We start from the raw sequence: 23,652 nt of genomic DNA on the forward strand, positions 1-23,652 counted from the left end.
TTGTGTTAACAAATCTCTCAAAACAAATCGTAAATGCATTTCCCCTTGTATTACTTGGGATTGCAGGAATAGGGTTTCTGGAACCAGAAAAAATTTCTTGGTTTAAGGGGCCTTGGATCACTTACAGTTTAGGCCTCATTATGCTTGGGATGGGATTATCATTAGAAGTGGATGATTTTCTCAGGATCTTCAAACAACCCAAACCGATTCTCATTGGTACTATCTTGCAGTATACCATCATGCCTTTGTTAGGTTATTATCTTGGTTTTTGGTTTCACTTACCTGAAGCATATGCAGTAGGACTGATTCTTGTATCGTGTTGCCCTGGTGGAACTGCATCCAATGTCATTACCTTTCTTGCAAAGGCCAATGTTCCACTTAGTGTCACTCTGACTTCTGTTTCGACGATCCTTGGTATCGTATTCACTCCCATGTTAGTTGCATTTTTTATAGGCAGTCGTTTAGAGATAGACCGCTTGGGACTTGTTCTCACCACCTTCCAAGTGATCCTTGTGCCTGTTGGACTTGGACTTTTTCTCAAATCTTTTTTCCCAATAGCAACAGAGAAAACAAAAGATATTTTTCCCGTACTATCTGTACTCCTCATTGCAATGATTGTTGCTTCCATCATTGCCAGTGGGAAAGAGACCATCATCACATCAGACTACCGAATTTTTTTAGCAGTGATTTGTTTGCATTTAGGTGGGTTTGGACTGGGAGGACTTTTTGCTTGGGTCCTCACTCGGAATCCAAAAATCTCCCAAACCATTTCCATCGAAGTGGGAATGCAAAATTCAGGGTTAGGAGCAGTCCTTGCCAAGACCCATTTTGCCGATCCAAACACAGCAATTCCTAGTGCACTCTCGAGTCTCACTCATTCCTTACTCGGAAGCCTCTTTGCTAGCTATTTTCGGAAGGAATTGAAAAAACCCGCTATTGTCGATTGACTATATATGGGGTCGGTACGTCATGGCATAAATTATGAGAGAAATCATAAAACTAACCTGTGTCCCATGTGCGATACCTGGGCGGTCAAATTACTTCCAGACTAAAAACAAGAAGACAAAGTCGGAAAAACTTGTGACAAAAAAATATTGCAAATTTTGCAAAGCACACACGGATCACAAGGAATCCAAAGTCTAAGGAATAAGATGCCTAAACCAGCTGCAAAATCCTCCGCCGAGAAGGGAGTCGACAAGAAGTTCATCGAAGAGGTGCGTGAGCTCCTCCAAGAGAAAAAAGAATCTCTTCTCATCAAACTCAACCAGTGGGAAGATACAAGTTCTCCTTCTGGCCTTAAGGAAATGGGAGATATTGCAGACATCGCATCCGAACTCAACTCAGAAGCCCTCACTTCTGTTTTGACAGAAAACGAAATTGAGACTCTACGTGAGATCGAACTCGCCTTAGAGAAAATTGAAAACGGAACCTATGGTATCTGTGAAGGGACAAAGAAAAAAATCCCCCTTGCCAGACTCAAAGCCATCCCGTGGACAAGATTCACCGTAGAATACGCGGAACAAATGGCAAAAAGCCGTAACCGTGCAGGTGGTTACCGAATGGATTCCCTATCGGCATACCCCACAACTGGAATGGATGTAGATTCTCTCGACTAGAGAGAATCCTCTGATTTTGTCCCAACACTCATTTTAGAAGTTTTCCCTTAAGATCCCTTCCTCTTTTGATTCCCTAGATCGAATTCTCTTTTTTATCTGAAAATACAATTGATTCGCCATACCATTCCTTAAACTCTTTCTATCGTGAGTTTTTTAGATAGGCTTCGTTCTTTACCAATCCTTGACTTAGTATTTTTTTTTGGTGCGAGTATTCTCGTTTGGAATTTACACCGGTACGTAGAGCCTGTTCCCCAAACACTTTTTTATCCTTCCTTTTTCTTCCAGTTTTCCTTTGGTTTTTTCCCACAATTGTACCAACGGAAATGGGGAAGGGTTTGGACAAGTCTATCGGCGATGACTCTTGTTAGACTTCCCTTTTTATCGGGAATACCAATGGTGGGTTCTTACCAATTAGTGGGACTCCTTCTTGGTTCCATCCTTGGGATTTGGGTTAGAGAAAGCTTACTTGTGTTACTTGGCCGCAATGAAACTGCATTGCCAAAACAATCTGAACAAATCATTACCGACTGGATGATTCGAAATCCTACGGGAAAATCAAATTTGCCCATTTGGTATTCTACCTATTTTGGATTTTTATTTTTTATCTTTTGTTTAACTATTTTGTGTTTTTTGGAATACCAAGGAATGGGGATTTTTACAGGTCTTGGGATCCAAGAATATTTGTATTATCCAAAACTTTCTTCAAGAGAGGCCATGGGGCTTTCTTGTAAAATACTAATTCCGCTAACACTTGTCATTTTGTATTTCTTTTCAGAAGAACGTTCGATGCCAACTCCATCAAAGGATAGTTTATCTGAACAAATTCGATTTGGACTATTTTTAGGATTTGGAATCAATCTTTTGGTGATGTGTATCCAATCCATTTGGAGTTTGGAATTTTTTTCACAGGGGACTCACTTAAGTGTCAGTGCAGGTCGTACAACCGGATTTTTCCAAGACTCAGGGTCGGCATCTTGGCTCCTTCCCGTCATCGGATTTTTATGGATGACGAAGTTAACTCATATTTGGCGAAAATCAAAAGAACGTTTTAGTTTAATATTATTAATCCTATCTTTTTTCCTTCTCACTTGGTTGGGATTAAAACAAGGAAAGGCTTTTTGGGTGATATGGGGTGTGATTGTTTCAGTAGGATTCATCCAACTCACAACAGATTTATGGATTGTATCATCTAAAACCAAAATTTTCACACGAATTGGATTGTATTTCGTTTTGCCAATGTTAGGTTGTTTGGCATTCTACGGTATTAGTCTAGTACCAAAAGAATGGGATCTTGTGATTTTAGCAAAACGATTTATGTTATTTCTAAAATCATTCCCAAATTCTCCCAGTTTAGCCTTCCAACAATTGGATTTGGTCCGATATGAGCTCATCAAAGTAGCAAATTTGGGGATCCATGAAAACCTATGGATGGGAAATGGGATTGGATCTTTTCCATTGTTTTTACTTTCCCCAGAACAAAATGGATCAAATGCCAACATTCCCTTCGTTGACTTCCCACCTACATTTTACCATTGGATGTTGTATGAATTAGGCATCCTTGGTTCCATTGTCTTTCTATTTTATATCGGGATTTTCCTTTGGGAAAGAGGGCTTTGGAAACAAGGAATTTTACTTCTTATCCCATTTTTATTTGGAGTCCAAATTCAAAATTCGGATGGTGCCTTTTTATGTTTTTATCTCATTCTTTTAGGGGAAAAAGGAACTGGTTTTTCTCCCAGTTTTGATAAGTATAGGAAAACGATTTGGTTTTCTCCCTTACTCCTCATCTTGTCAGTTGGTCTTCCTTTAAACTACAGTTTGTTCCATTCACAGAAATTTTTAACCTATGGAATTGGGTCGGAATTTCGTAAAAATGAAATCAAAGATTATCAAATCGCATATACAATCCCTCCTGTATCACCTAACTATGAATATGAATTTCATGGAAAAATTTGGGAATGGAAATTGGTAGATATAAATGTTTCCCGTAGTGGCCGAATTTTCTTGGAAACAAACTCAAAATCCTCTCTTGTTGGAATTAATTTTTTAAATATAGAAAGAAATCAGATCAAACAAGAATTATTTTCGGAAACTAAGTCTGGTTATGTTTGGACTGGAGACGCTCCCAAAGGTGCTACTTACATCCAAATTCATACCAGATCTAAATTGGAATTTCGATTACCAAAATCCCAATTTGATGGTTTAGGTCGTTTTCAGTTTTAAATAAAGAAAATCATTTTACTGTGCTTAGGTGAGCCTACGGATGTATAAATCCTTGGTAATTTGAGCCACAGTTTTTCCATCTTCACCAACAACGAGAGCCTCATAGGTTCTAATTGTTTTTTTCTCTTTTTGTAAAAGATTTTTGATTTCTGCAAATTCTGAATCAGGAAGATGGAATGTTGCTGTCACCGTGCCTTCACCTGGTTTGACAAAATCGATTTTGGCTCCTTTGTCCCAAACCATATAATCTTTTCCTAAATTCGCCATGAGTAAAAACATAAAAAAAGGATCACACATAGAATATAAGGAACCACCAAAATGGGTTCCTACATAATTTGTATTGGAGAGAATGAGTGGCATAGAAACTACCATTGTGTTTCGATCGACAAGTTTTGGTAAGATGTTTGCCCCTTCATACGGTTTGAACATTCGGAATGCTTGTTCAAAACCATAAGTTTCTTCTAAAAATTTCCAAAGGGGATGAACTTTGTATTCGAGTAATATCTCTCTATTTCTCATTCACCCAGTTTTTGAATTATAGAACAATCGGTCTATCTCTTTTCAAGTGGTTCCCATCATCATCTTATCTGTGACAGAATGGATGTCTTTGATTTGTGATTTTAAAATTTCAGTTGTTTTTAGGATCACTTGTTGTGCAGAACGAATCTCTTCACATTCATTTTGGATTGTATTGGATAAGGATTGGATTTCGTCTAGGTTGGAATTGATTGTAACAATCTCACCATAAACCTCACCAGAAGTATCTCGCACACGTTCTGCAACATCATCTAATGTTTTTGCTTTGGAAAGGATGGCACCACCTCTCGACTTTAATTCCTGAATGGATTGTACAACTTCCGCGATTGTTCCATGAACAACATGAATTTCCGAAGCGATGAATTGAAAGGCATCTCCAGATTCTATTCCTAATTTTTCAGCTTTCTTGTAATCATTCACATTTTCGTTTAAGATTTTCGAAATCTGTTTTGCATTGTTTGCAGTCATTGTGGATAAATTTTTAATTTCATCGGCAATGACCGTGAATCCTTTCCCTTCGGAACCGGAGTGAGTTGCCTCAATGGCCGCATTGATTGCGAGTAAATTCGTTTGTTTGGATACTCCATTAATGAAGTCGATGAGTTTTAGAATATTCCCTGAGGACTCACTGATCCTTTGGATTGTAAAATTGGTATCATTTACTTTTTTTCTACCATCCTTGCTTAATTGTACTAAATTCTCCATTGTTTCATTTCTGCTTTGGATCTCAGCAATGACAACATTTACAATATCAAACATGATGTTGATTTCTTCGGAAGTTTTACCCACTGCATCCATGAGTTTTACTTCTTCTGAAGCGAGTTGGGAAACAATTTGATACACACGATCAATATCACTTCCTGTCGTTTGGATTTTCGCATTTAATTCTATGATATGATTTCCAATGGCATCCAATCTTTTTTGCAAATCAGAACATGTATCTGTGAGAGACTCCGAATATTCGTGGATATCAATTCCATATCCGGAAAGTAATAAAACTGGATCAGCGGCTAAATGATTTGAGACCAAATCTTCCTTTAGAATATTTTTATTTTGGATCATTCGAAAAATAGAAAATACGAATGTAACAAAAACCACCAAACCAGCTAATATTTGGAGTGGTACTGGGAGTAGTCCGTAAATGGATTGGAATCCAAACATAGCTGCGAGGAGGAGAAAAAGGACTAAGTTGATAGAATCATTCCAAACCAATCGAGAGTAGAGTCTCTCTTTTTCACTGAAGATTTTTTGTTGTGGCATTGGTTTCCCTAATTTTTTGTAGGATTCATTTTTTTTGGCGTATTTTTAACGAAAAATACATCTAATCATTAGACTATGATATTCACGAAAAGGGAAATTGAAGAACACTACCCGCTTTCAGAACGTTTGCGTTTAGAGAAGGCGAAATCACAAAATTCCGTCATATATTGGATCAATGAGTTGGTCCGAAATCAAGTCAGAGGTGCAGAGGACGTGACAAGCCTCATCGAAGTCACAAAAGATTTGGTGATGCAAGTGGAAGACTTATATGCAGAAAAGGAAAATTCTGTGACGAATGCGACAGGGAATCCGTCAAATTCTATAGAGTCAGATTCGATTGAAGAACAAATCTCTGATTTATATGCGGAAAAGGAAATGTTGTTAAAGGAAACAAAAACCCATTCTATTTCTGAGGTGATGGCACTCATCCGAGGTATGGAAGAACAACTCAATTCGATGTATTCAGAATACGAAACATAAAACACATTCGAACAGGAACGAAATTAATGAGCAAATTTATTGACCCAAGTATTTTAGGTAAACTCGGATCCCTTAACCAATCGGATGCAGATGCATACCCATTTGGAATTGTAAAGGTAGATGAATCAGGTAAAATTTTACTCTACAACAAATATGAATCAGAACTAGCCAATGTTCCCATTCAAACAGCGGTAGGGAAAAACTTTTTCACTGAAGTAGCCATCTGTACCAATAACCGTATTTTTTATGGAAGGTTTAAGGAAGGGATGATCTCAGGTGATTTGGACATCGCTTTCAATTATGTTTTTACTTACAAAATGAAACCTACCAATGTGGTGATTCATTTGTATCATGACAAAGGTACAAATTCAAATTGGATCTTTGTAAAATTAAGATAAAAAAGAATCCAATTGAGTAACACTGGGGGAGGAACAAGTTTTTCCCCTTTAGTTTTCATTTTATCAAGTATAGTTTTTCCCTGATATATTCTTCAAGCCCTGACAAACTGAATAAATATCCAGTTTGTTTATCTTCTTCTGGGATTGGGTACCCAATTTTTTTTTCCAATTTCAAAATGAGTTCACTAAAGAGGATAGAATCCATCCCACAATCATAGATGAAATGTTGGTCTGGTTTTGGAACCGAACCCAAAATTGATTCGAGGATTTCAGGAATTGTGGTTTCCGAATTGATGTTTTGAATGTTTTTTCCCTTTTCCTTTAGCGATTGAAGCCTAAGGAATTCTTCATAACAAAAACTTGAGATTTTGGAATAGTCAGTTTTCCCGTTTGGTAATTTTGGGATTTCGTTTTGTTTGACAATCACTCTTGGAACATGACTACTTGGGAGTTCATTGCGTAACGTCTGGTAGATGGTATCAATAGGTTGTAAAGAATCCGTAAATAACCCAATTGTATCACCTGTTTCATGATGCACTGGTACACAAAAAAACTGACCTTCTAGTCCTAAACCAAGTATTTCTGATTCAATTCGGTCCAATGACACTCGTTTCCCTTTGTGTTTGATAATACGGTCTTTCCTTCCTAAAAGATAAAATCCTAGATCCGAATTTTCTCCTAAATCCCCTGTCGCATAATATGAATTAGTGGGCAGTTTATGTAGTTCCCATGCACTCGATTGTAAGGAATAATATTGTTTTGAAACAAATGGACTTTTGACTAAAAGTTCCTGATTTTCCTCTACGGATTGGAATTGAAATTGCAAATTTGGTAACAATTGGAATCTGTTTTGCCTAAGTGGGTCACGGTAACCCATTCCCCCGGTTTCTGTGGACCCATAAATCTCAATGATTGAAATTTCTGTTTTTTCTCTGAGTTCCCGAGCGAGTGGAACTGGAAATTTCATCCCAGAAACAATGGCTCGTTTTGGAAGTTGCATACCTTGTGAAAATGCCAGTTGTAACTGGGGGGCAGAAGTAATGTAGAGAGTTGTTTCCGAATGGTTATATCCATCCCGAAAGACAATGGGTAAACCTAACTGTTTTGGAAGTAAATATCCCCAAAGAAGGCCGTAGAGATGGCAAAAGGGGACTTGGACTTGGATTTCCCTTATCCCATCTAAAAAACTTTGGATTTCTTTTTCCTTTGCCCAAACCTCAAGTTCTGATTGGATTTCTTCCCACTCTTTCCATACTATTTTTGGGACTCCAGTGGACCCGGATGTCACTAAACCAAACGAGCGGTGGTTTGGTGTTTCTAAAACTGGGAGAGGGAATTGTTGGAATTGAGTTTCTAACTTCGTTCCTTGCCAAAGTGGATCTACAAGGATCGGATGGTGGAACTCTAGGTCTTCGAAAAAATTGCCAGATAAAAAGTAATCTTTGTCAGCGAACCGTAAAAGAGAGGCCATAAAACAAAAATCCTCCCCCCGTGGTTTCGGAGGAAGGATTTCTTTTGTTTAGGTAGAATTGTTTTTAAGCAGCTTTTGGATTTCCCATTTTACGTTTCATGAGAAAACCTAACGCAGCTCCTACGACGATGAGGCTTGCTGATACTTCAAATGCGTTATTACGAACCGCTTTGATGAGGTAAGCAGTAAATCCATTGTCTGTGTAAAAATCACTCACTCTAACTACATAAGATGGACGGTTTGGTGCAGGGATTTGGTCGATGTGTAAATACCAATCCTTATGAGCAACACCATTGGAGTTCATCCAAGAGTTAAAGAAAATGTAACCAGAAGTAGATGGTTTGCGAATGTCAGCACCTTCTGTTGGGTGGTTGAAAACACCTGGAACGATGATCGCCCAAGGGAAACCATTTTTGTCTAGGAAAGCGTCTTTTCCTTTTGCATCTTTGAAGTAACCTGGACGGAAAATTTGTCTGAAAACACCGTCAGTTTTTTGGTTGATTGCAAGGAAGTAGTTTAGGTGTCCCCCAACTAGGTTCTTAGTCGCATTCAAATCCACTGGTTCTTCGAAAGTAATTGTAACTTGTGCAGTTACCCCTCTTACAAAGTCATTGATTGTAAAAGTAGATCCAGCTGCAGGAGCATTTTTCTTTCCAAACAATGTTTTATCAGAACTTGGGAGGATTAATACACCACGTTTGAGTTGTGCAGGAGTTAGTGTTCCACCAGTGCAATCACCTGCAGTATTGGCAGTGTATTTGGGAGCAGAAGCACATCCATTCCATGGGTTTCCACTTCCGTCTAGGTAACTGATTTGAACAGTTGCATTTGTTGGAACATCAAGTGAAAGTCTCAATTCGTGATTGTAACCTGCACCTTTTGCAACATGTGTATAAGTTCCACGAATGATCTTTACTTTGTTAGTTGGAGTTTTATCCATCTCAGTACTAAAAACTGTAGAGTGGTCGTTTAAATCCGCATCCCCTGCAGAAGGGAACATGTCCTCAAATGCAATTGTATAACGTCCAGATCTTGCAATGGTTGCTAAGCTTGGATCATCTGGGAATTCGTCAAAATTATTGGCAATTCCATCACAATCAGAGTCAACTGCTTGCACACAACCATTCACAGGTTGGAAATTGGTAGTGTCTACATTGATCACTGGTGCTACAACAACAGTACCCTCAGAATTGGAGCCAGTTGCTGGTTGTTGTACAGGAGCTGAACCCACGATTTCAACAACTTCACCTGTTGTTGGATTCACACCCACAACGCTGATATCTACAGAAACAACTGTAGGAGGAACACTGATTGGAATGGTGACTGAACCATTGCTGTCAGTAGTTCCGACTCCTACAACATTTGGTTCCCCTGTTGTAATGGACTCAGTCACAGTGACAGGAGCGTTAGTCACAGGACCAGCCTCATTCACAATCACAACAGTAACTGGTACAGTGATATTTGTTTCAAAATTAAAATCTCCACCATTGGTTTGGTCAACCACAGTCGTTGTTGTTTCATTATTAACGGTTGTGGGAGCAGGTGTTGGAGCCGCTGGAGTTGGTGTAGGAGTGACTACGGAAGGAGTATCGGAATTACCAGTATCACCAGTGTTTGTATTGGCATCAGGTGTTGTTACTTGGCTTGGATCTGTTGTTTCCAATCCTACCACAGTAAATGTTCCATCACCATCATTTGCGGAAGCCGTAGTGGCCTGTGTGGTTCCATCGCCGAGCCCTAAAAAGGGGAGTAATAACATTCCTTTTTTCTTATTGGAGCAATCCAGAAGAAAGAGTGGAAGCACCAAAAGAATGATCCATCGATTCATATTTTTTTCCTACCTATATAGGGGATTAAACGACAAATATTGAAAATAATCAACGCTTTTGCGAAAAAATTTAGGGAAATCCATGGGATTTCTGGGTAGAAGTACGAACAGGAATCAAAAAAAAGGACAATTTTTGAAACTGATCAGACATAATTGCTTAAAAAAACATCATTTTCCCTTTTTTGCAATGTGGGCAACTGCATTTCCGAAGACAAAATTCTGGAAACGAACATTAGTAAATCCAACCTCATTTAGGATGAGAGAAAGTGATTCTTGGTCAGGGTAAAGTTTGGAAGAATGGGGGAGGTAATCAAACATTTCGTTTTGTTTCCCGTACAACAAATGCCCAAACAAAGGGACGATTTTAAAAAAGTAAAAATCAGCAAAATATTTCAGGAATTTGGGTCTCACACGACCAACATCCAAATTGACATACACTCCATCTTTCTTTAACACACGTTTGATCTCAAATAGGCATTTTTTTAAATCAGAAACATTCCTAAGGCCAAAACCCATGGTTACAATATCAAAACTCCCTTCGGAAAATTGTTTCAGGTCCATAGCATCACCTACAAGGAGTTTAACCTGTGTTTTCCCTTCCACTTTCGGGAAGGCATAGGATAACATCTGTTCTGAAAAATCGAGTCCTACCACTGTTTGCAATTGGGGGTCCAAGGATAACCGATAGGTAATATCACCTGTACCACAACAAAGATCCAGTGCAGAAGTTGCGTTAGGGACCTCTTTTTTCGCTTCTTTGACAACCCAATCCTTCCAGATTCGATGTAGGTAAAAACTATTCCAATCGTTGAATCTGTCGTAAGCTCTCGCGATTCCATCAAAGTTCTTTCTCACATATTCGGGTTTCTTTTCTTGGGAAGGCAGTTTGTATTGGTTCATAGAGGTCGATACATCCATGAATTGGACATTTTCAATTCCCGCAATTTTGATTTTTATTCTTCTTTTGGCTTTTTCGATGATTTCTTTGGCTTCTTTTTTGCGATTGTTCCTTGGATTTCGAAAATTGGAAGAAAAGGAAACAAGAATGAACTGTTTCCCGAAAGTACCATCTGAAGATGAGTTGGATCTGTTTTTTTCTCCCTTAGAACGAACTACCCATTGGTTCCCAACCATAGCTTCCTTAGCCATGTTACTTGGTTTACTTGGAACAGTGATTGGGATCAACACTGCCTTTGGTGAAATGGAAGCCCAAAAAAAGGTAAGTTTGGAAGTATTGGCAGGTGGAATCAAAGATGCTTTGAATACTACTATCGCTGGGTTACTTGTAGCTATCCCTTCCTTGTTTTTCCATCGAATCATTGAGAATAAAATTCGATATATATCGGAACTGATCGCAAAAGACCATACCAAAACAGAATGAAACTCAGAAAACCTAAACAAGAATCAGGAATTGATATTAGTAGTTTGATTGATGTTTTGTTTATCCTTTTAATCTTTTTAATGTTAGCTGTTCGATTTTCAGAACCAACATCATCCCTCTCATTGGATTTACCCAAATCAAAAACCGAAAGTATTGGAAATGAAACCTATGCTTTCAAAATTCAAATCAGAGCTAGTGGTGATCTATATAAGGATGATACCAAAATGGATATGGATAAATTTGTAAAAACCTTAGAGATCAATTCTGATCCAAACAAAACTGTAATCTTAGAAGTACACCAACACATCGAATTTGGAACTTTTGTTACAGTCACAGACATTTTAAAACAAAAAAATTACCAAAAAATAGACATCAAAACTGAAAAACAATGACCTTTAAAGGGAAGAAGATTGAACCAAATCGATTAAAAACTTGTATCGTTTGTTCTTCACTTTTTCGAGTAAAATGGTTTTCCCTTTTTCTTCCGAAGGGATTTTGCCAAGTAGTTGTAATAATTGGCCGAAGTTTTGGATTTTAATCAATTGTAAAATTTCATTTTTAAACTGATTTTCTTCTGAATTTAGGAAGTCCTGTACATATTCTTTTTCTCTTTCGTCAACCTTTGTTATATGCCAAACTTCTTTAGAATTTGTAGGGCCAATTTTTGATTTCTGAATGAGGTCATTTGGAATTTCAATCAACCGTAGAAGAGGTAATTCAAATACAAAAGTAGAACCTTGGTTCAATTCACTGTCTACATGGATAGTTCCACCCAAAAAATCAACTAGTTGATGGGATATGGAGAGACCAAGTCCTGTCCCTTCTTGGTAGGAACTACCTTGTTCTGTTTGTTGGAAAGCTTCAAATATAGAATGGAGTTGCTCTTTAGGAATTCCAATGCCAGAGTCTTTGACAGTAAAACAAACCAAATCAATATTAGGTTCCAATCCTTGCTTAATCTGGATTTCCAAATTGACGAATCCTTGGTTAGTAAATTTCAACGAATTGCCGAGTAAATTGACTAATATTTGTCTAATTTTTTGCAGGTCTGCTTCATAAAATTTATTTTCAATTGTTTCCGGTTTTAGTAGCTCAAAATGAATTTGTTTTTCTGCAAATCGATACGAAAACATCGAAAATAATGTGTCCCATAATTGAATTAAAGAAAATTTTTCTCTAGTCTCTGTCATCTTACCGGCTTCTATTTTAGAAAGATCTAATATATCATTGATCATTCCTAATAAATGTACACCATTTTCGTATAAGGAATTAACATATCCTTTTAAATGGTCAGGCAAATTAGGATCTTTTTCTAAGATTTGAGAGAATCCGATGACTGCATGTAATGGTGTTCGAAGTTCATGAGTGATTTTGGAAAAAAATACTGATTTTGATTGGTTCGCTTTGATCGCTGCTTCGACTGCTTTTTGCAGTCGTTTGTTTTGGAGTTGGATTTTTTGCGAATAATCATTTAGTTTATCTTCAGCGAGTTTTCGGTCAGTGATATCAAAAACAGTCGATTTACTAATCACAAAATTCCCATTTTTATCATATGTTGGAATAGAATTTAAACTCACAAAGAAGGTGGATTTATCCTTTCTAACAAACTCTAATTCAACTCCCGTTAAAGTTTCATGAGGAAATGAATGAATGATTTGTTGGAATTTTTCGAAACTACTTGGGGTTAATAAATCATTAATTCGAAAGTTACCAACAATTTCTTCTCTTGAATAACCCAACCAATCCAATTCAGTATCATTGATTGATACTAGAATATTATCTTTGTCTAGAGAGTGATAACCACAAGGAGCATTATTATATAAATCCAGAATCCGTTCATAGGATTTCATTAAGTTCTCTTCGGCAATTTTTCTGTTTGTGATATCGATCCCAATTGATAACACTTCGTGTGGATAACCGAATTCATTTTTCAAAATACGATTGGACCAAGTAACAGTTCTTTTATCATCTAAACCTACATACACGTCAAATTCTTGGCGAATGTTTTGTTCGGGACGATGAAAGATGTTCCATAATAACGATTTGATTTCATTTGATTTTTCAAATGGTATCCGAAACAAATCCAGGACTAAGTCTTTTCCTTCTGCCTTGTCCTTTGGTATTTGAAAAAATTCTTCAGCATAGGGATTTACAGAATGGATTCGAAAATCAGGACTCCAACGAATGATGATTGAATTTGCGGTATCGTATATATCTTGGTATTGTTTTTCTTTTTCGCGAATGACTCTTTCAATTTCTTCAGCATTGATTAAATTCTTTCGGAATAAAATTTTCCTTAGTTTTTTTTCCCTCCTGTATGCATTATGATAAAAGTATGCAAAATACAAAAGGGTAGAAGCAATTCCAATGGATATGATTTGTTCTATCATTTTACTTCAAGTAATAACATTGTCATATCATCTGCAACTTTTCCTTCGGAATACTTTAGCACTTCTTCCGAAATCGAATCTAAAAATTGTTGAGCTGGTAAATTGAGATTTTTTTCAACAAGTTCCGAAAATTTTTGATCTCCTAAATATTCTTCTTTTTCATTTGGTACTTCAAACATACCATCTGAAAATAAAAACAATCGATCACCGGATTGTAGTATGATGTCTTCATTACTTGTATTCAACTGATCTGGGAACATCATTAGACAAAAACCTTTTGTACCCAATTTTTGAATATTTCCTTTTCGAAGTAAAAACATGTTATGGTGGCCTGCCATCGAATAAGAAAGTAAGTTTTCCTCAGCACGGTAACGAATATAGATAGCACTGATGAAATGTGTACTAATTAAAGGAGTGAGTGTGTTGTGAATCCAATATAAACATTCGCTAGGTGACAAAAATGATTTGTTCATTGTTTTGAATGTTATGATTGCCATTAGAGATACCATTGCCGCGGCGATGCCATGACCAGTTACATCACCAAATAATATATCCAAATCTCCTGAAGGAAGGACATCGTAGGTAATCAAATCCCCACCAACTAAATCCATAGGTTTATAGGATGTATAAATTTCATACAAGGGAGATGGAGGGAATTGAAATGTTACCAGTTTTTCTTGGTTTGTTTTTGCTAACTCCAAATCTTTTTGAATGGCATACAATAAATCAATCCGTTCCTTTTCTAACGTTTTGATTTTGAGATGGGTTCGAATCCTTGCTAAAATTTCTGATTCCTGGAATGGTTTTGTGATGTAGTCAACAGCTCCAGTTTCTAAACCTTTTACAATATCACTTGTTTCATTTAATGCTGAGAGAAAAAGGATAGGTGTATTTTTATGACGTTCCATTGCCAAAAGTCGTTTTGCCACTTCGAGTCCGCTGATTCCTGGCAATAATATATCGAGTAATATCAGATCAAAATCCAAAACATCCGCAAGTTCTAAAGCATACTCTCCGTCGTATGCAACGGCAACTTCATAACCTTGGCCTAGTAAAATATGGGTGATGATTTCCATATTGGTTTCATTATCATCAACGACTAAAATTTTTGCGGCTAATTTAGAATTCACTATGCAAAAAGGATGATTTACAAAAAACTTTTGGCAAGGTTTTTTTAGGAGATAAAAATTCTCCCTAATTCAAATGAGAAAGATCATCCACATTGATATGGATGCATTTTATGCATCAGTTGAACAACGTGATTTCCCAGAAATGAGAGGGAAACCAGTGGTTGTTGGTGGATCTCCGCATTCTAGGGGAGTGGTTTGTGCTGCAAGTTACGAAGCTAGAAAATTTGGAATTCGATCAGCGATTTCATGTTACCAAGCATTCAAACTTTGCCCTGATGCAATTTTTACTCCTCCACGATTTGATGTTTATAAATCAGTTTCAAAAGAAATTCGTAGAATCTTTTTGGAATATACTGATTTAGTCGAACCTTTATCTTTAGATGAAGCTTATTTGGATGTAACTATTAACAAACAAGAGATTCCACTTGCCAGTACAATCGCCAAAGAAATTCGAAAAAAGATTTGGGAAAACACAGGGCTCACTTGTTCTGCCGGAGTTGCAACAAACAAATTTTTGGCGAAGATGGCTTCCGAAAAAAATAAACCAAACGGATTGTATGTCGTTTTACCAGGGGAAGAAATTTCTTTCTTAGATGAAATACCTTTGTACCAATTTTTTGGAATTGGGAAAAAAACTTTTGAAAAACTGCAACACTTAGGTTTTTCAAAAGGGAAAGATTTGAGAAATGCAGAGGAATCATTTCTTGTTCATGAATTTGGAAAAATGGGTGCTGTATTTTATCGGATGGCAAGGGGAATCGATGATAGAGAAGTTGTCCCTTCCCGTGATCCCAAATCCATTGGTGTGGAAACCACTTTCACTCATGATTCAGAAGATTTTTCTTATTTTTTACTCAAACTGGAATCTCTTTCAAAAGAACTTGAAATGAGAATGTTGAAAAAAAACAAAAAAGGTAAAACACTTACCTTAAAAGTAAAATTTGAAGATTTTACAGTAAAACAAAAATCAATTACTTCTGACGTTGTTTTCTTCTTGGCAGACAACCTTTTCCAACAATCCTCGAACATGTTGGCAAATGTTTGGAAGGATAATTTTGATCCTCCAAAAAAAATTAGACTTTTGGGACTATCAGTTACCAATTTTTATGAAAAAGAAACTTCGGAAGACCAACCTTCCTTATTCGGATAATTTATGTTAGATGATGAAAACGATTTAGAATCTTTAGGACCATTAAAAGTATTAAGAGTAAAGGGAGACCCTGATGCTCCCACGGTAGTTTTGTTTCATGGATATGGTGCGAGTGCATTTGATTTATATCCCATCCATGAAGTTCTTGTTACAGACCAAAAATTCAATTGGGTTTTTCCACATGGCCATTTGAGTATTCCTCTGATGCCTGGGTATTCAGGGCGTGCCTGGTTCCCGATTGATATGGCCGCCTTAGAAGAAGCGATACGCAAAAATGATTTTCGAAATTTTGCAGACAAAGACCCAGAAGGTATGGATATCGCAAGAGCTTCCGCATATTTGATGTTAGAAGCTCTAGGTGTGCCATGGAACCAATTGATCTTAGGTGGTTTTTCACAAGGAGCAATGCTTGCTACCGATATTACACTCCGAAATGAACTTATGTCCAAAGGATTAATGATCCTTTCTGGTGCTTTAGTCAACGAATCTCTTTGGAAAGATTTGGCACCAAAAAAATCAAACTTACGATTTTTCCAATCTCATGGCGAATACGATCCCATTTTAGGTTATGCCAATGCGAAAAAGTTGGAAAAGTTACTTCGAGGTTCAGGTTTGTTAGGAGAGTTCATATCTTTCCCTGGAGGACACGAGATTCCTGCTCCGGTGGTCCAAGGGATTAGCCGTTATCTGAATAGTTTATCCTAATTCCAGGCCAAACTTTAAAATTGAAGTGTCAATCGGGGAACAGGTCTGTCTAAGTTCTGGATGGTTGTTATGAAACATTATTTTGCACTTTTTTTCGTTCTGGGGATGTCCCAATCTCTAATTGCACAGAACTTTGATCACAAACATAGTGTTTGGGACTCGTTACTCAAAAAACATGTCAAAAATGGACTTGTCTCTTACAAAGGATTTATCTCTGACTCATCCCAATTGAATGGTTACCTTGACCAACTAACAAAAGTTTCTGACAGTCAGTACCAATCCTTCTCTGAAAAAGAAAAAATCAGTTTTTTAATCAATGCTTATAATGCATTTACAGTAAAATTGATAATGGACCATTACCCTGTGGACAGTATCACCGACATTGGATCGCCAATTTCTAAAATCAATTTGGCTAGAGGGATTCCTTGGAAAAAAGAATTTTTTAATCTACTTGGAAAGTCCAGACACCTAGATTGGATTGAACATGAAAAACTGAGAAAAGATTTTATGGAACCAAGGATCCATTTTGCAATCGTTTGTGCATCAATCGGATGCCCGATATTACAATCCGAAGCGTATACACCTGTTAACTTAGAAAAACAATTACAAACAGCAAAACTAACGTTCTTAAAAAACCCTAAGAAAAATTCTTATGATAAGAACACAAATACTCTGTATTTAAGTAAGATATTCAACTGGTTCCAACCTGACTTTACCAAAAAGATGTCACTCATCCAATTTGTACAAGATGGATTTGAAGATACGATCAAACCGGATGCCAAAATCATTTACAATGAATACAATTGGGATCTAAACGAATTGAAATAAGAACCCAATTCGATCAATTGATCGAAACTTGTAATAATAGATTGGTTTTGTAAAATTTATGAAACCAATTTTAGTTCGTAAGTGATTGTTGCGGTTTTTTCCAAGGTTTTTGCAACGGAACAATACTTTTCTAAACTCAAGTCAATTGCTCGTTTTACTTGTGATTCTTGGAATTCTCCTTTTACAAAAAATTTCATATGGATTTTTTTGAAGAGATTGGCTTCGTCTACCTTTTCACGGTCCGCTTCCACATCCACTGAATAGTCTTTCACTTCAATGCGATATTTGTTTAAGATCATGATGACATCAATGCTACTGCAACCTGCAAGTCCCATGATGAGAAGTTCCATTGGCCTCGGACCAGAATTTTTGCCACCAATTTCGGGTGAGGCATCAATCCGAATGGAATTGCCTACTTCGTTAGTTGCTTCTAAGACAAATGGGGCTTCGATACGTTTTAAATGAATGTGCATAAATCATGTTCCACACAGGCGGGGTGTTTTGCCCCGCCACTTTTACACTATTTATTCGGTTGTGGTGTGTAACGTAAATAAGGTTTGATTGTACGAAACCCTTTTGGGAATTTTTTCTTTGCATCTTCATCGGAAACTGATGGAACGATGATTGTATCTTCTCCATCTTTCCAGTTTGCAGGAGTTGCAACACTAAATTGAGACGTGAGTTGTAAAGAATCAATGACCCGAAGTAACTCATCAAAATTTCTTCCAGTGGAAGCTGGGTAAGTAAGAGTGAGTTTTACTTTTTTATCTGGTCCTACTACAAACACGGAACGAACTGTCGTTGTTTCGCTTGCATTTGGGTGGATCATATCATATAAATTGGATACTTTTTTATCAGCATCTGCTATGATTGGGTAATTTACATTTGTGCTTTGTGTTTCGTTGATATCAGAGATCCAACCTTTATGGCTGTCCACAGGGTCAACGGAAAGTGCGATCACTTTGACATTTCTTTTTTCAAACTCAGGTTTGATTTTAGCCACATAACCTAACTCAGTTGTACAAACTGGAGTGTAGTCTTTTGGATGAGAAAATAAAATCCCCCAACTTTGTCCTAAATATTCATGGAAGTCAATTTTACCTTCCGAAGTTTCCGCTTGGAAATTGGGTGCTTCATCGCCGAGTCGTAGTGCCATCTCGTGTATCTCCTATAGGGTCAGATACTTCCCAATATTGAAACCGTATCGACAAAAGCAAGAAAATTATACAATTTATTGGATACTTTGTCTATTTTAGCAGAAAATACTATGTATTTCCTACTTTTTAGTCCTTGTGAACGAACCGTCCCAATCCAATTCTGGAGGAGTTTCAATATAGTATTGGCAACGTTCCAATAGAAGTTTACAAGCTTCATCGTGAGAGGACTGGTATAGAGTTTCGAACTGCCGTTTTGCTTCTGGAAATTTACGATTAAAATAAGAGAATAGGGCTGTTTCGTATGCATTCACGAATTTTTTCTCTTCTTCTGTTTCTTCTCCCTTTTTGCATCTCACTTCATACAGAGTGACTGGTTTGGATTTTCCTTTCACACGAACAGTATCAAGTTTACGTGTGAAAAAATGGTCTTTGATTTCATCGTGGACAAATTCTGAAACGAGGATACAAACTCCATAATCCTTACCTGCTGCTTCAAGCCTTGCTGCTAGGTTGACTGTATCTCCCATCATGGTGTAGGAAGCGAGAGCATCGGTTCCCATAAAACCAACTTTCGCATAACCCATGTTAAGTCCGATTCGGAATTTCATATCATGGGCTTCTGGTATATAGGCATTATTTTGGATCCATTCTTTTTTGAGACCTTCTAATTTGTCTCTCATTTCCACACTAGCAGAAACTGCTTTTAAACAATGGTTTTCAACATCAAGTGGTGCATTAAAAATTCCAACGATGGCATCCCCAATGTACTTATCCAAAACTCCATCATGTTGTTTTAGGATGAGTGTCATTGCGGAAAGGTATTCATTGAGTAGGTCAGCAAGTTCCTTCGAATTAAGTTTTTCAGAAATGGTACTAAAACCTGCAATGTCAGAGAAAAAAGCTGTGATCACTTTTTCACTTCCTTGTTTTAATTTTTCCAAATCCTTTAATGCTTCTCCCACAACAACAGGGTCCACCATACTTCCTAGTACCCCTCGCATTTTTTCCCTTTCTTTGAGTCCTGAAACCATTTGGTTTAAAGCAACTGTAAGATTTCCAAATTCATCATTCCCACCATCATCAAAATGTACGTGTAAATTCCCTTGCCCTACATCTTCTGCACTTCGAATGATTTTACGTATTTTTTGAACAACGACCCCAGAGATAAAAATTGCGAATAAAATCGCAACCAAACAGATTGTGATAGCAGTGAATACAATTTGGTTTCGATTGTCTTTGATGGCACGGATTCCATCTGTTCGATCCACTAACGTTCGGATGAGTCCCGAAAAGTTATCACGTAACACCATCAACGGAACATTCTCAGCTTCTAATAAATGTGTTCCATCTAACTTCCACATAATTTCTTCTGATTCACTTCGGGAATGACCAAAACTTCCATCAGGGAAGAGTTTTTTGAGTTCTTTTGTAGGAGTTTCTTGTTCTGCAGTGATGATCCATTTCCGAATGGCTTTCCAACGATTCCTTTGTTCTTCTCTTGCCTCAGGGTCTTGGTAGTATTTTTCATACTCTAAAGGATCTGTTTTAAACTTTAATAGTACCCAATCTTCTAAAGTTACATCACGTAAACTTCGTAAAGACTCGATTTTTTCTTCTAGTTCCTTGGAAATTGGATATCGCAATGAAACTTCGTCATAAATTTTTTCTCTATCTGAGACTAGTTCATTGTACGATTTATAATAACTCGTAAATAATTTGTCTTTGGCAGGTGGAATAGGTGGTTTTGCATTTTTTAAGTATTGAATTCTTTCTCTTAATTTAGGGATGAGTTGGGAAAGTTCATTCGTGATACGGTAATCTTCTTTGATCACTTCTCTATGATCACCTAATTTTGATTTGATGCCAATTAAGTTAAAGGCACGTTTGGTGGAGTTTTGATGGCGGAAAAGGGGAGAATGAAGTGCTTGGATTTCTCTTTCTCTCCACTCATAAACATATTGTTTTTCGTTTTCTTCAACCGATGTGATATCATCCGAGAGTTTTTGAAACGAATCTACCAAACTACTTTCCATTTGGTCAAAATGATCTATTTTTGCTAACGGAGATGTATTATCAATAATTTGAGTGTCAAATGAAGCAATGGATGTTTCCCCTTGGATCATTGCTGAAATGGGAAAAGTTTGGATCCGAAATAATTTAGTATCGAGTCCTAATTCTTCTAATTTTCTCTTTTTGGAGTCCGCATAAAACTTTGCGATGTAAAGATCCAGTTTGGATTTATGATTCCGGATTTCTTTTTTGATATTTTTGATATCGAGTTCCCATTTTGATTTTGCTTCATTTTCCTCGGGAGTAGGTTGTTTGATGATATCTAAATACTTTTCTTCATTTTTTACATACGCTGCAGCAAGATTGACTAATGTATTCCAATCTCGTTCGCTGATATTTCGATTAGATGCTTCCCTTAGCTGTTGGCGAATTTCTCGTTCTAACATTGTTACATCATCTTTGGTTAAGTAGACCGAAAAAAATGTATCAAATTTCTTAAGAACTTTAGAAGAACCAAGGGAACCAAATAAATTGGTTTTGAATCCAAAAACAGAAACCGTTTTTTTCTTCGTAACAAGTTTTGCTGTTTGGTATTTTTTTAATTCTTCCTGTTGTTTTTCAATTCTTGATTTGAACTCTTCGATCCGAATTAAATTTTGGGAGATAGATTCAATCTCCATCACAAGGCCGGCGATAAAGTTCTTTGAAACAGCGGCTTGTTTTTCATAACTTTCGGAAAGGATCGCTGTTTGTTGGCGGACGGTGATGATGGACAAAAGTAAAATGGTTAATGCAATCAGAGTTCCTGTAAACCAAGCAAGTTTTGCGCGAATCCCTTCCGATAGGATCTTCCAAAGGGATAACATTCCCGACTGAATCATTTTTAAAAATTCCATAGGCTCTACAAAAGAATAAAAAGGCAAAATGCAATTGCAAGATTTTTTGTCTTTCGACTTTAAGTTTGTTAGGTGAAGATTACTAACGAATCCTTCCCAAATCGATTCAAACAGCATTTTTGCTTGCTATTTTTCACTTTCTCGGTAGCGTTCTTTTATCCAATGTCTATCAATCGATTTGATTTAATCGCTATCGGGGGCGGTCCTGCCGCTCAAAAAGCTGCTATCCAAGCAAGTAAACTCGGCAAAAAGGCTGCTATCATTGAAAAAGATCCTTATTTAGGTGGTGGTTGTGTCCATTGGGGGACAATCCCTTCCAAATCTCTCCAGGAAACGAGTCGGTTCTACAGGAACTTAAAACTTTCCAATCTACACGGATTACAATCCCCACAAACAACACAACTCACTCTCCAGGAGTTAATGTTTCGTGCCTCCACTGTCATCGAAAAAGAAGAAGATGTGACCCGGGAACAGATGATCCAAAACCGAGTCACAACTCTCACAGGTTGGGGAAAAATTGTAGATCCAAACCGGGTCGAAGTAACGGACTCGGCGGGAAGGAAAAAAGTTTACGAAACAGAAAACATTCTCATTGCAACTGGCAGTAGCCCAAGACGACCATCGAATGAAAATATTCCTTTTGAAGAAGGATTAGTTTACGATAGTGATGGTTTGTTTGCGATGAAAAAGTTGCCAAGCACATTAGCTGTGATTGGAGCTGGAATCATTGGTTCCGAGTATGCTACCATTTTTGCTCATATTGGAGTCAAAGTGCACCTATTTGATTCCCAAAATCGGATTCTAGGTTTTTTAGATGAAGATATATCTAACGAAATGACAAGGATCATGGAAAATGCAGGAATACAAATCCATGTCGATTCATCGATCACCAATTATAAAAAAATTTCCGATGAAGAAGGTTTTGAACTTACAACTAATAAAGGTGAGGTGGTGAGAGTCAACCAGGTCCTAATTTCACGAGGAAGGCTTGGAAATGTTGATAATTTGGGACTGGAATCTGTAGGGATCATTCCAAATGACAGAAAACAAATCCAAGTGAATGAGAATTACCAAACCAATGTTCCCACTATTTACGCTTGTGGAGATGTGATTGGATTTCCTAGTTTAGCATCAGTATCAATGTACCAAGGTGCTTATGTCGCAAAACATATGTTTGGTCATCCTTCTGTCCCTGTAGATGCGGAAGAATTCCCGATTGGAATTTATACACTACCAGAAATTGCAACGATAGGTCCTACAGAAGAAGCTTTGAAAAAACGAGGGGTTTCCTATGGAGTTGGTCTTGCTAAATTTGATACTATCACTAGGGCTCAAATCAGCGGAGACCAAGTTGGATTACTCAAAATTCTATTCGATAAACAATCGAGGCGGGTTCTTGGTGTTCATATCATTTCAGACAAAGCAACAGAACTCATAACACTTGGGCAATGTGTAGTGAACCTAAAAGCGCCTATTGAGTATTTCACAGAACATATTTTTAATTACCCAACTATGATTGGGGCTTATAAAAATGCTGCAAACGATGCCCTTTTACGCGAAAAATAATCTGAGTTTTTGAGAATCTGAGGTCCCCTAATTGTTTTCTTTTACAGAGAGGAATGGGATTTTACTTGTCAGAGACTCGGTTTTACGAACACATACAAGATTGTGTCCGACAATTCTGTCTCCATGAGTCAAATCTACGAAAGAAGTCATAAACGAATTTTTGACTTTCTTTATAAGTACACTCAAAACGCGGACACAGCCATGGATTTGATGCAAGACAGCTTTTTAAGTTTCCATAAACATTATGGCAATGCTGGTCTCTCGGAAGAGAAGTCCGTCATGGTTCTGTACACCATTGCTCGCAATTTATCCATTAATTATGCTAAAAAATTTTCCACGTCTAGGGAAATTGCTTCTGATGAAATCGAATTCCACAGTCACAATCCCAAATTAGAAACAAAAGCGGAATACCAAGATTTGGAAGACCGGTTGTATTCGTTTCTAGGAGAACTTTCGGAAGATGAAAGGTCAGCATTATTACTCAAAAACGTAGAAGGATTCCAACTCGTTCAAATCGCAGAGATCTTAGGAGTTTCTGTTTCCACCGCCTCTAGGCTTGTCATCAAAGCCACTGAGAAAGTATTGGCCATAGCAAAAAGGGAAAATCTGGTTCCAGATTAAAACGA

General features: G+C 37.3%; 23 protein-coding genes. 13 read left to right on the forward strand and 10 right to left on the reverse strand.

What is annotated here, in order from left to right:
* Positions 1-2 precede the first annotated feature (2 nt).
* The 4 genes from ND855_RS17280 (at position 3) to ND855_RS17295 (ending at position 3,839) form a co-directional block, all read left to right on the forward strand.
* Positions 3-947, forward strand: coding sequence for a bile acid:sodium symporter family protein (locus ND855_RS17280; protein ID WP_265359480.1), 945 nt, complete (start codon positions 3-5; stop codon positions 945-947).
* 34 nt (positions 948-981) lie between these two features.
* A complete protein-coding gene (gene rpmG / locus ND855_RS17285) occupies positions 982-1,143 on the forward strand; it encodes a 50S ribosomal protein L33 (RefSeq protein ID WP_100715880.1) in 162 nt (53 codons plus the stop codon).
* 8 nt (positions 1,144-1,151) lie between these two features.
* Positions 1,152-1,616: a TraR/DksA family transcriptional regulator gene (locus tag ND855_RS17290; RefSeq protein WP_108961089.1), complete on the forward strand. Its 465-nt coding sequence runs from the start codon at positions 1,152-1,154 to the stop codon at positions 1,614-1,616.
* A 144-nt stretch (positions 1,617-1,760) separates the two neighbouring features.
* Positions 1,761-3,839 (forward strand): hypothetical protein, encoded by a 2,079-nt coding sequence (locus ND855_RS17295; RefSeq protein WP_265359481.1) that lies wholly within the window; start codon positions 1,761-1,763, stop codon positions 3,837-3,839.
* 24 nt (positions 3,840-3,863) lie between these two features.
* Here the strand turns inward: ND855_RS17295 and ND855_RS17300 are convergent, their stop codons facing one another.
* Complete coding sequence (locus ND855_RS17300) at positions 3,864-4,358, reverse strand: DUF4442 domain-containing protein (protein WP_265359482.1); 495 nt, start codon at positions 4,356-4,358, stop codon at positions 3,864-3,866.
* Between the two features lie 42 nt (positions 4,359-4,400).
* Positions 4,401-5,636, reverse strand: coding sequence for a methyl-accepting chemotaxis protein (locus ND855_RS17305; protein WP_265359483.1), 1,236 nt, complete (start codon positions 5,634-5,636; stop codon positions 4,401-4,403).
* 75 nt (positions 5,637-5,711) lie between these two features.
* Between ND855_RS17305 and ND855_RS17310 the strand changes: the two genes are divergently transcribed.
* Both ND855_RS17310 and ND855_RS17315 read left to right on the forward strand, forming a co-directional pair.
* Positions 5,712-6,116 carry a hypothetical protein gene (locus ND855_RS17310; RefSeq protein WP_265359484.1) on the forward strand — a complete coding sequence of 135 codons (405 nt, stop codon included), beginning with the start codon at positions 5,712-5,714 and terminating at the stop codon, positions 6,114-6,116.
* A 26-nt stretch (positions 6,117-6,142) separates the two neighbouring features.
* The gene (locus ND855_RS17315) at positions 6,143-6,514 is read left to right on the forward strand and encodes a PAS domain-containing protein (RefSeq protein WP_265359485.1); all 372 of its coding nucleotides are present in this window, start codon (positions 6,143-6,145) and stop codon (positions 6,512-6,514) included.
* A 55-nt stretch (positions 6,515-6,569) separates the two neighbouring features.
* Here ND855_RS17315 and ND855_RS17320 read toward each other — a convergent pair whose 3' ends face one another.
* The 3 genes from ND855_RS17320 to ND855_RS17330 all read right to left on the reverse strand — a co-directional run bounded on the left by ND855_RS17320 (position 6,570) and on the right by ND855_RS17330 (position 10,713).
* Positions 6,570-7,985: a non-ribosomal peptide synthetase gene (locus ND855_RS17320; protein WP_265359486.1), complete on the reverse strand. Its 1,416-nt coding sequence runs from the start codon at positions 7,983-7,985 to the stop codon at positions 6,570-6,572.
* Between the two features lie 64 nt (positions 7,986-8,049).
* Positions 8,050-9,813: an LruC domain-containing protein gene (locus ND855_RS17325; RefSeq protein WP_265359487.1), complete on the reverse strand. Its 1,764-nt coding sequence runs from the start codon at positions 9,811-9,813 to the stop codon at positions 8,050-8,052.
* A gap of 168 nt (positions 9,814-9,981) precedes the next feature.
* Complete coding sequence (locus ND855_RS17330; RefSeq protein ID WP_265359644.1) at positions 9,982-10,713, reverse strand: ubiquinone/menaquinone biosynthesis methyltransferase; 732 nt, start codon at positions 10,711-10,713, stop codon at positions 9,982-9,984.
* A gap of 145 nt (positions 10,714-10,858) precedes the next feature.
* Here ND855_RS17330 and ND855_RS17335 point away from each other — a divergent pair, with 145 nt between their 5' ends.
* Both ND855_RS17335 and ND855_RS17340 read left to right on the forward strand, forming a co-directional pair.
* Entirely contained in the window at positions 10,859-11,194 is a 336-nt protein-coding gene (locus ND855_RS17335) for a MotA/TolQ/ExbB proton channel family protein (protein ID WP_407658760.1), read from the forward strand.
* On the forward strand, positions 11,191-11,586 hold the full coding sequence (locus tag ND855_RS17340; RefSeq protein ID WP_265359489.1) for an ExbD/TolR family protein: 396 nt from the start codon (positions 11,191-11,193) through the stop codon (positions 11,584-11,586). The genes ND855_RS17335 and ND855_RS17340 overlap by 4 nt, the downstream gene beginning before the upstream one ends.
* A 3-nt stretch (positions 11,587-11,589) precedes the next feature.
* Here ND855_RS17340 and ND855_RS17345 read toward each other — a convergent pair whose 3' ends face one another.
* Complete coding sequence (locus ND855_RS17345) at positions 11,590-13,584, reverse strand: PAS domain-containing sensor histidine kinase (RefSeq protein WP_265359490.1); 1,995 nt, start codon at positions 13,582-13,584, stop codon at positions 11,590-11,592.
* The gene (locus ND855_RS17350) at positions 13,581-14,714 is read right to left on the reverse strand and encodes a PP2C family protein-serine/threonine phosphatase (RefSeq protein WP_265359491.1); all 1,134 of its coding nucleotides are present in this window, start codon (positions 14,712-14,714) and stop codon (positions 13,581-13,583) included. The genes ND855_RS17345 and ND855_RS17350 overlap by 4 nt, the downstream gene beginning before the upstream one ends.
* 67 nt (positions 14,715-14,781) lie before the next feature.
* On the opposite strand from ND855_RS17350, the gene dinB reads away from it, so the two are divergent.
* From dinB to ND855_RS17365, 3 genes are all read left to right on the forward strand, one after another.
* Positions 14,782-15,864: a DNA polymerase IV gene (gene dinB / locus ND855_RS17355; RefSeq protein WP_456152069.1), complete on the forward strand. Its 1,083-nt coding sequence runs from the start codon at positions 14,782-14,784 to the stop codon at positions 15,862-15,864.
* Positions 15,865-15,867: 3 nt separating this feature from the next.
* Positions 15,868-16,569 (forward strand): alpha/beta hydrolase, encoded by a 702-nt coding sequence (locus ND855_RS17360; RefSeq protein ID WP_265359493.1) that lies wholly within the window; start codon positions 15,868-15,870, stop codon positions 16,567-16,569.
* Positions 16,570-16,638: 69 nt separating this feature from the next.
* On the forward strand, positions 16,639-17,397 hold the full coding sequence (locus tag ND855_RS17365; protein WP_291879339.1) for a DUF547 domain-containing protein: 759 nt from the start codon (positions 16,639-16,641) through the stop codon (positions 17,395-17,397).
* A gap of 56 nt (positions 17,398-17,453) precedes the next feature.
* Here ND855_RS17365 and ND855_RS17370 read toward each other — a convergent pair whose 3' ends face one another.
* The 3 genes from ND855_RS17370 to ND855_RS17380 form a co-directional block, all read right to left on the reverse strand.
* Positions 17,454-17,870, reverse strand: coding sequence for an OsmC family protein (locus ND855_RS17370; RefSeq protein WP_265359495.1), 417 nt, complete (start codon positions 17,868-17,870; stop codon positions 17,454-17,456).
* A 47-nt stretch (positions 17,871-17,917) separates the two neighbouring features.
* A complete protein-coding gene (locus ND855_RS17375; protein WP_265359496.1) occupies positions 17,918-18,553 on the reverse strand; it encodes a peroxiredoxin in 636 nt (211 codons plus the stop codon).
* A gap of 120 nt (positions 18,554-18,673) precedes the next feature.
* Complete coding sequence (locus ND855_RS17380) at positions 18,674-21,445, reverse strand: adenylate/guanylate cyclase domain-containing protein (protein WP_322113584.1); 2,772 nt, start codon at positions 21,443-21,445, stop codon at positions 18,674-18,676.
* Positions 21,446-21,622: 177 nt separating this feature from the next.
* On the opposite strand from ND855_RS17380, the gene sthA reads away from it, so the two are divergent.
* Both sthA and ND855_RS17390 read left to right on the forward strand, forming a co-directional pair.
* Entirely contained in the window at positions 21,623-23,026 is a 1,404-nt protein-coding gene (gene sthA / locus ND855_RS17385) for a Si-specific NAD(P)(+) transhydrogenase (RefSeq protein WP_265359498.1), read from the forward strand.
* Between the two features lie 123 nt (positions 23,027-23,149).
* Entirely contained in the window at positions 23,150-23,647 is a 498-nt protein-coding gene (locus ND855_RS17390; RefSeq protein WP_083930052.1) for an RNA polymerase sigma factor, read from the forward strand.
* Positions 23,648-23,652 lie beyond the last annotated feature (5 nt).

The organism is Leptospira paudalimensis (genome assembly GCF_026151345.1).
GTDB classification, from domain to species: Bacteria; Spirochaetota; Leptospiria; order Leptospirales; family Leptospiraceae; genus Leptospira_A; species Leptospira_A paudalimensis.

Bases quoted from the DNA above. Each gene is read 5' to 3' on its own strand.
- ND855_RS17290 (WP_108961089.1), top strand. From the start codon at position 1,152: ATGCCTAAACCAGCTGCAAAATCCTCCGCCGAGAAGGGAGTCGACAAG.
- ND855_RS17310 (WP_265359484.1), top strand. From the start codon at position 5,712: ATGATATTCACGAAAAGGGAAATTGAAGAACACTACCCGCTTTCAGAA.
- ND855_RS17340 (WP_265359489.1), top strand. From the start codon at position 11,191: ATGAAACTCAGAAAACCTAAACAAGAATCAGGAATTGATATTAGTAGT.
- ND855_RS17320 (WP_265359486.1), bottom strand. From the start codon at position 7,985: ATGGCCTCTCTTTTACGGTTCGCTGACAAAGATTACTTTTTATCTGGC.
- sthA (WP_265359498.1), top strand. From the start codon at position 21,623: ATGTCTATCAATCGATTTGATTTAATCGCTATCGGGGGCGGTCCTGCC.
- ND855_RS17390 (WP_083930052.1), top strand. From the start codon at position 23,150: ATGAGTCAAATCTACGAAAGAAGTCATAAACGAATTTTTGACTTTCTT.
- ND855_RS17365 (WP_291879339.1), top strand. From the start codon at position 16,639: ATGAAACATTATTTTGCACTTTTTTTCGTTCTGGGGATGTCCCAATCT.
- ND855_RS17345 (WP_265359490.1), bottom strand. From the start codon at position 13,584: ATGATAGAACAAATCATATCCATTGGAATTGCTTCTACCCTTTTGTAT.
- ND855_RS17375 (WP_265359496.1), bottom strand. From the start codon at position 18,553: ATGGCACTACGACTCGGCGATGAAGCACCCAATTTCCAAGCGGAAACT.
- ND855_RS17380 (WP_322113584.1), bottom strand. From the start codon at position 21,445: ATGATTCAGTCGGGAATGTTATCCCTTTGGAAGATCCTATCGGAAGGG.
- ND855_RS17315 (WP_265359485.1), top strand. From the start codon at position 6,143: ATGAGCAAATTTATTGACCCAAGTATTTTAGGTAAACTCGGATCCCTT.
- ND855_RS17360 (WP_265359493.1), top strand. From the start codon at position 15,868: ATGTTAGATGATGAAAACGATTTAGAATCTTTAGGACCATTAAAAGTA.
- ND855_RS17370 (WP_265359495.1), bottom strand. From the start codon at position 17,870: ATGCACATTCATTTAAAACGTATCGAAGCCCCATTTGTCTTAGAAGCA.
- ND855_RS17335 (WP_407658760.1), top strand. From the start codon at position 10,859: ATGAACTGTTTCCCGAAAGTACCATCTGAAGATGAGTTGGATCTGTTT.
- ND855_RS17330 (WP_265359644.1), bottom strand. From the start codon at position 10,713: ATGAACCAATACAAACTGCCTTCCCAAGAAAAGAAACCCGAATATGTG.
- rpmG (WP_100715880.1), top strand. From the start codon at position 982: ATGAGAGAAATCATAAAACTAACCTGTGTCCCATGTGCGATACCTGGG.
- ND855_RS17300 (WP_265359482.1), bottom strand. From the start codon at position 4,358: ATGAGAAATAGAGAGATATTACTCGAATACAAAGTTCATCCCCTTTGG.
- ND855_RS17325 (WP_265359487.1), bottom strand. From the start codon at position 9,813: ATGAATCGATGGATCATTCTTTTGGTGCTTCCACTCTTTCTTCTGGAT.
- ND855_RS17305 (WP_265359483.1), bottom strand. From the start codon at position 5,636: ATGCCACAACAAAAAATCTTCAGTGAAAAAGAGAGACTCTACTCTCGA.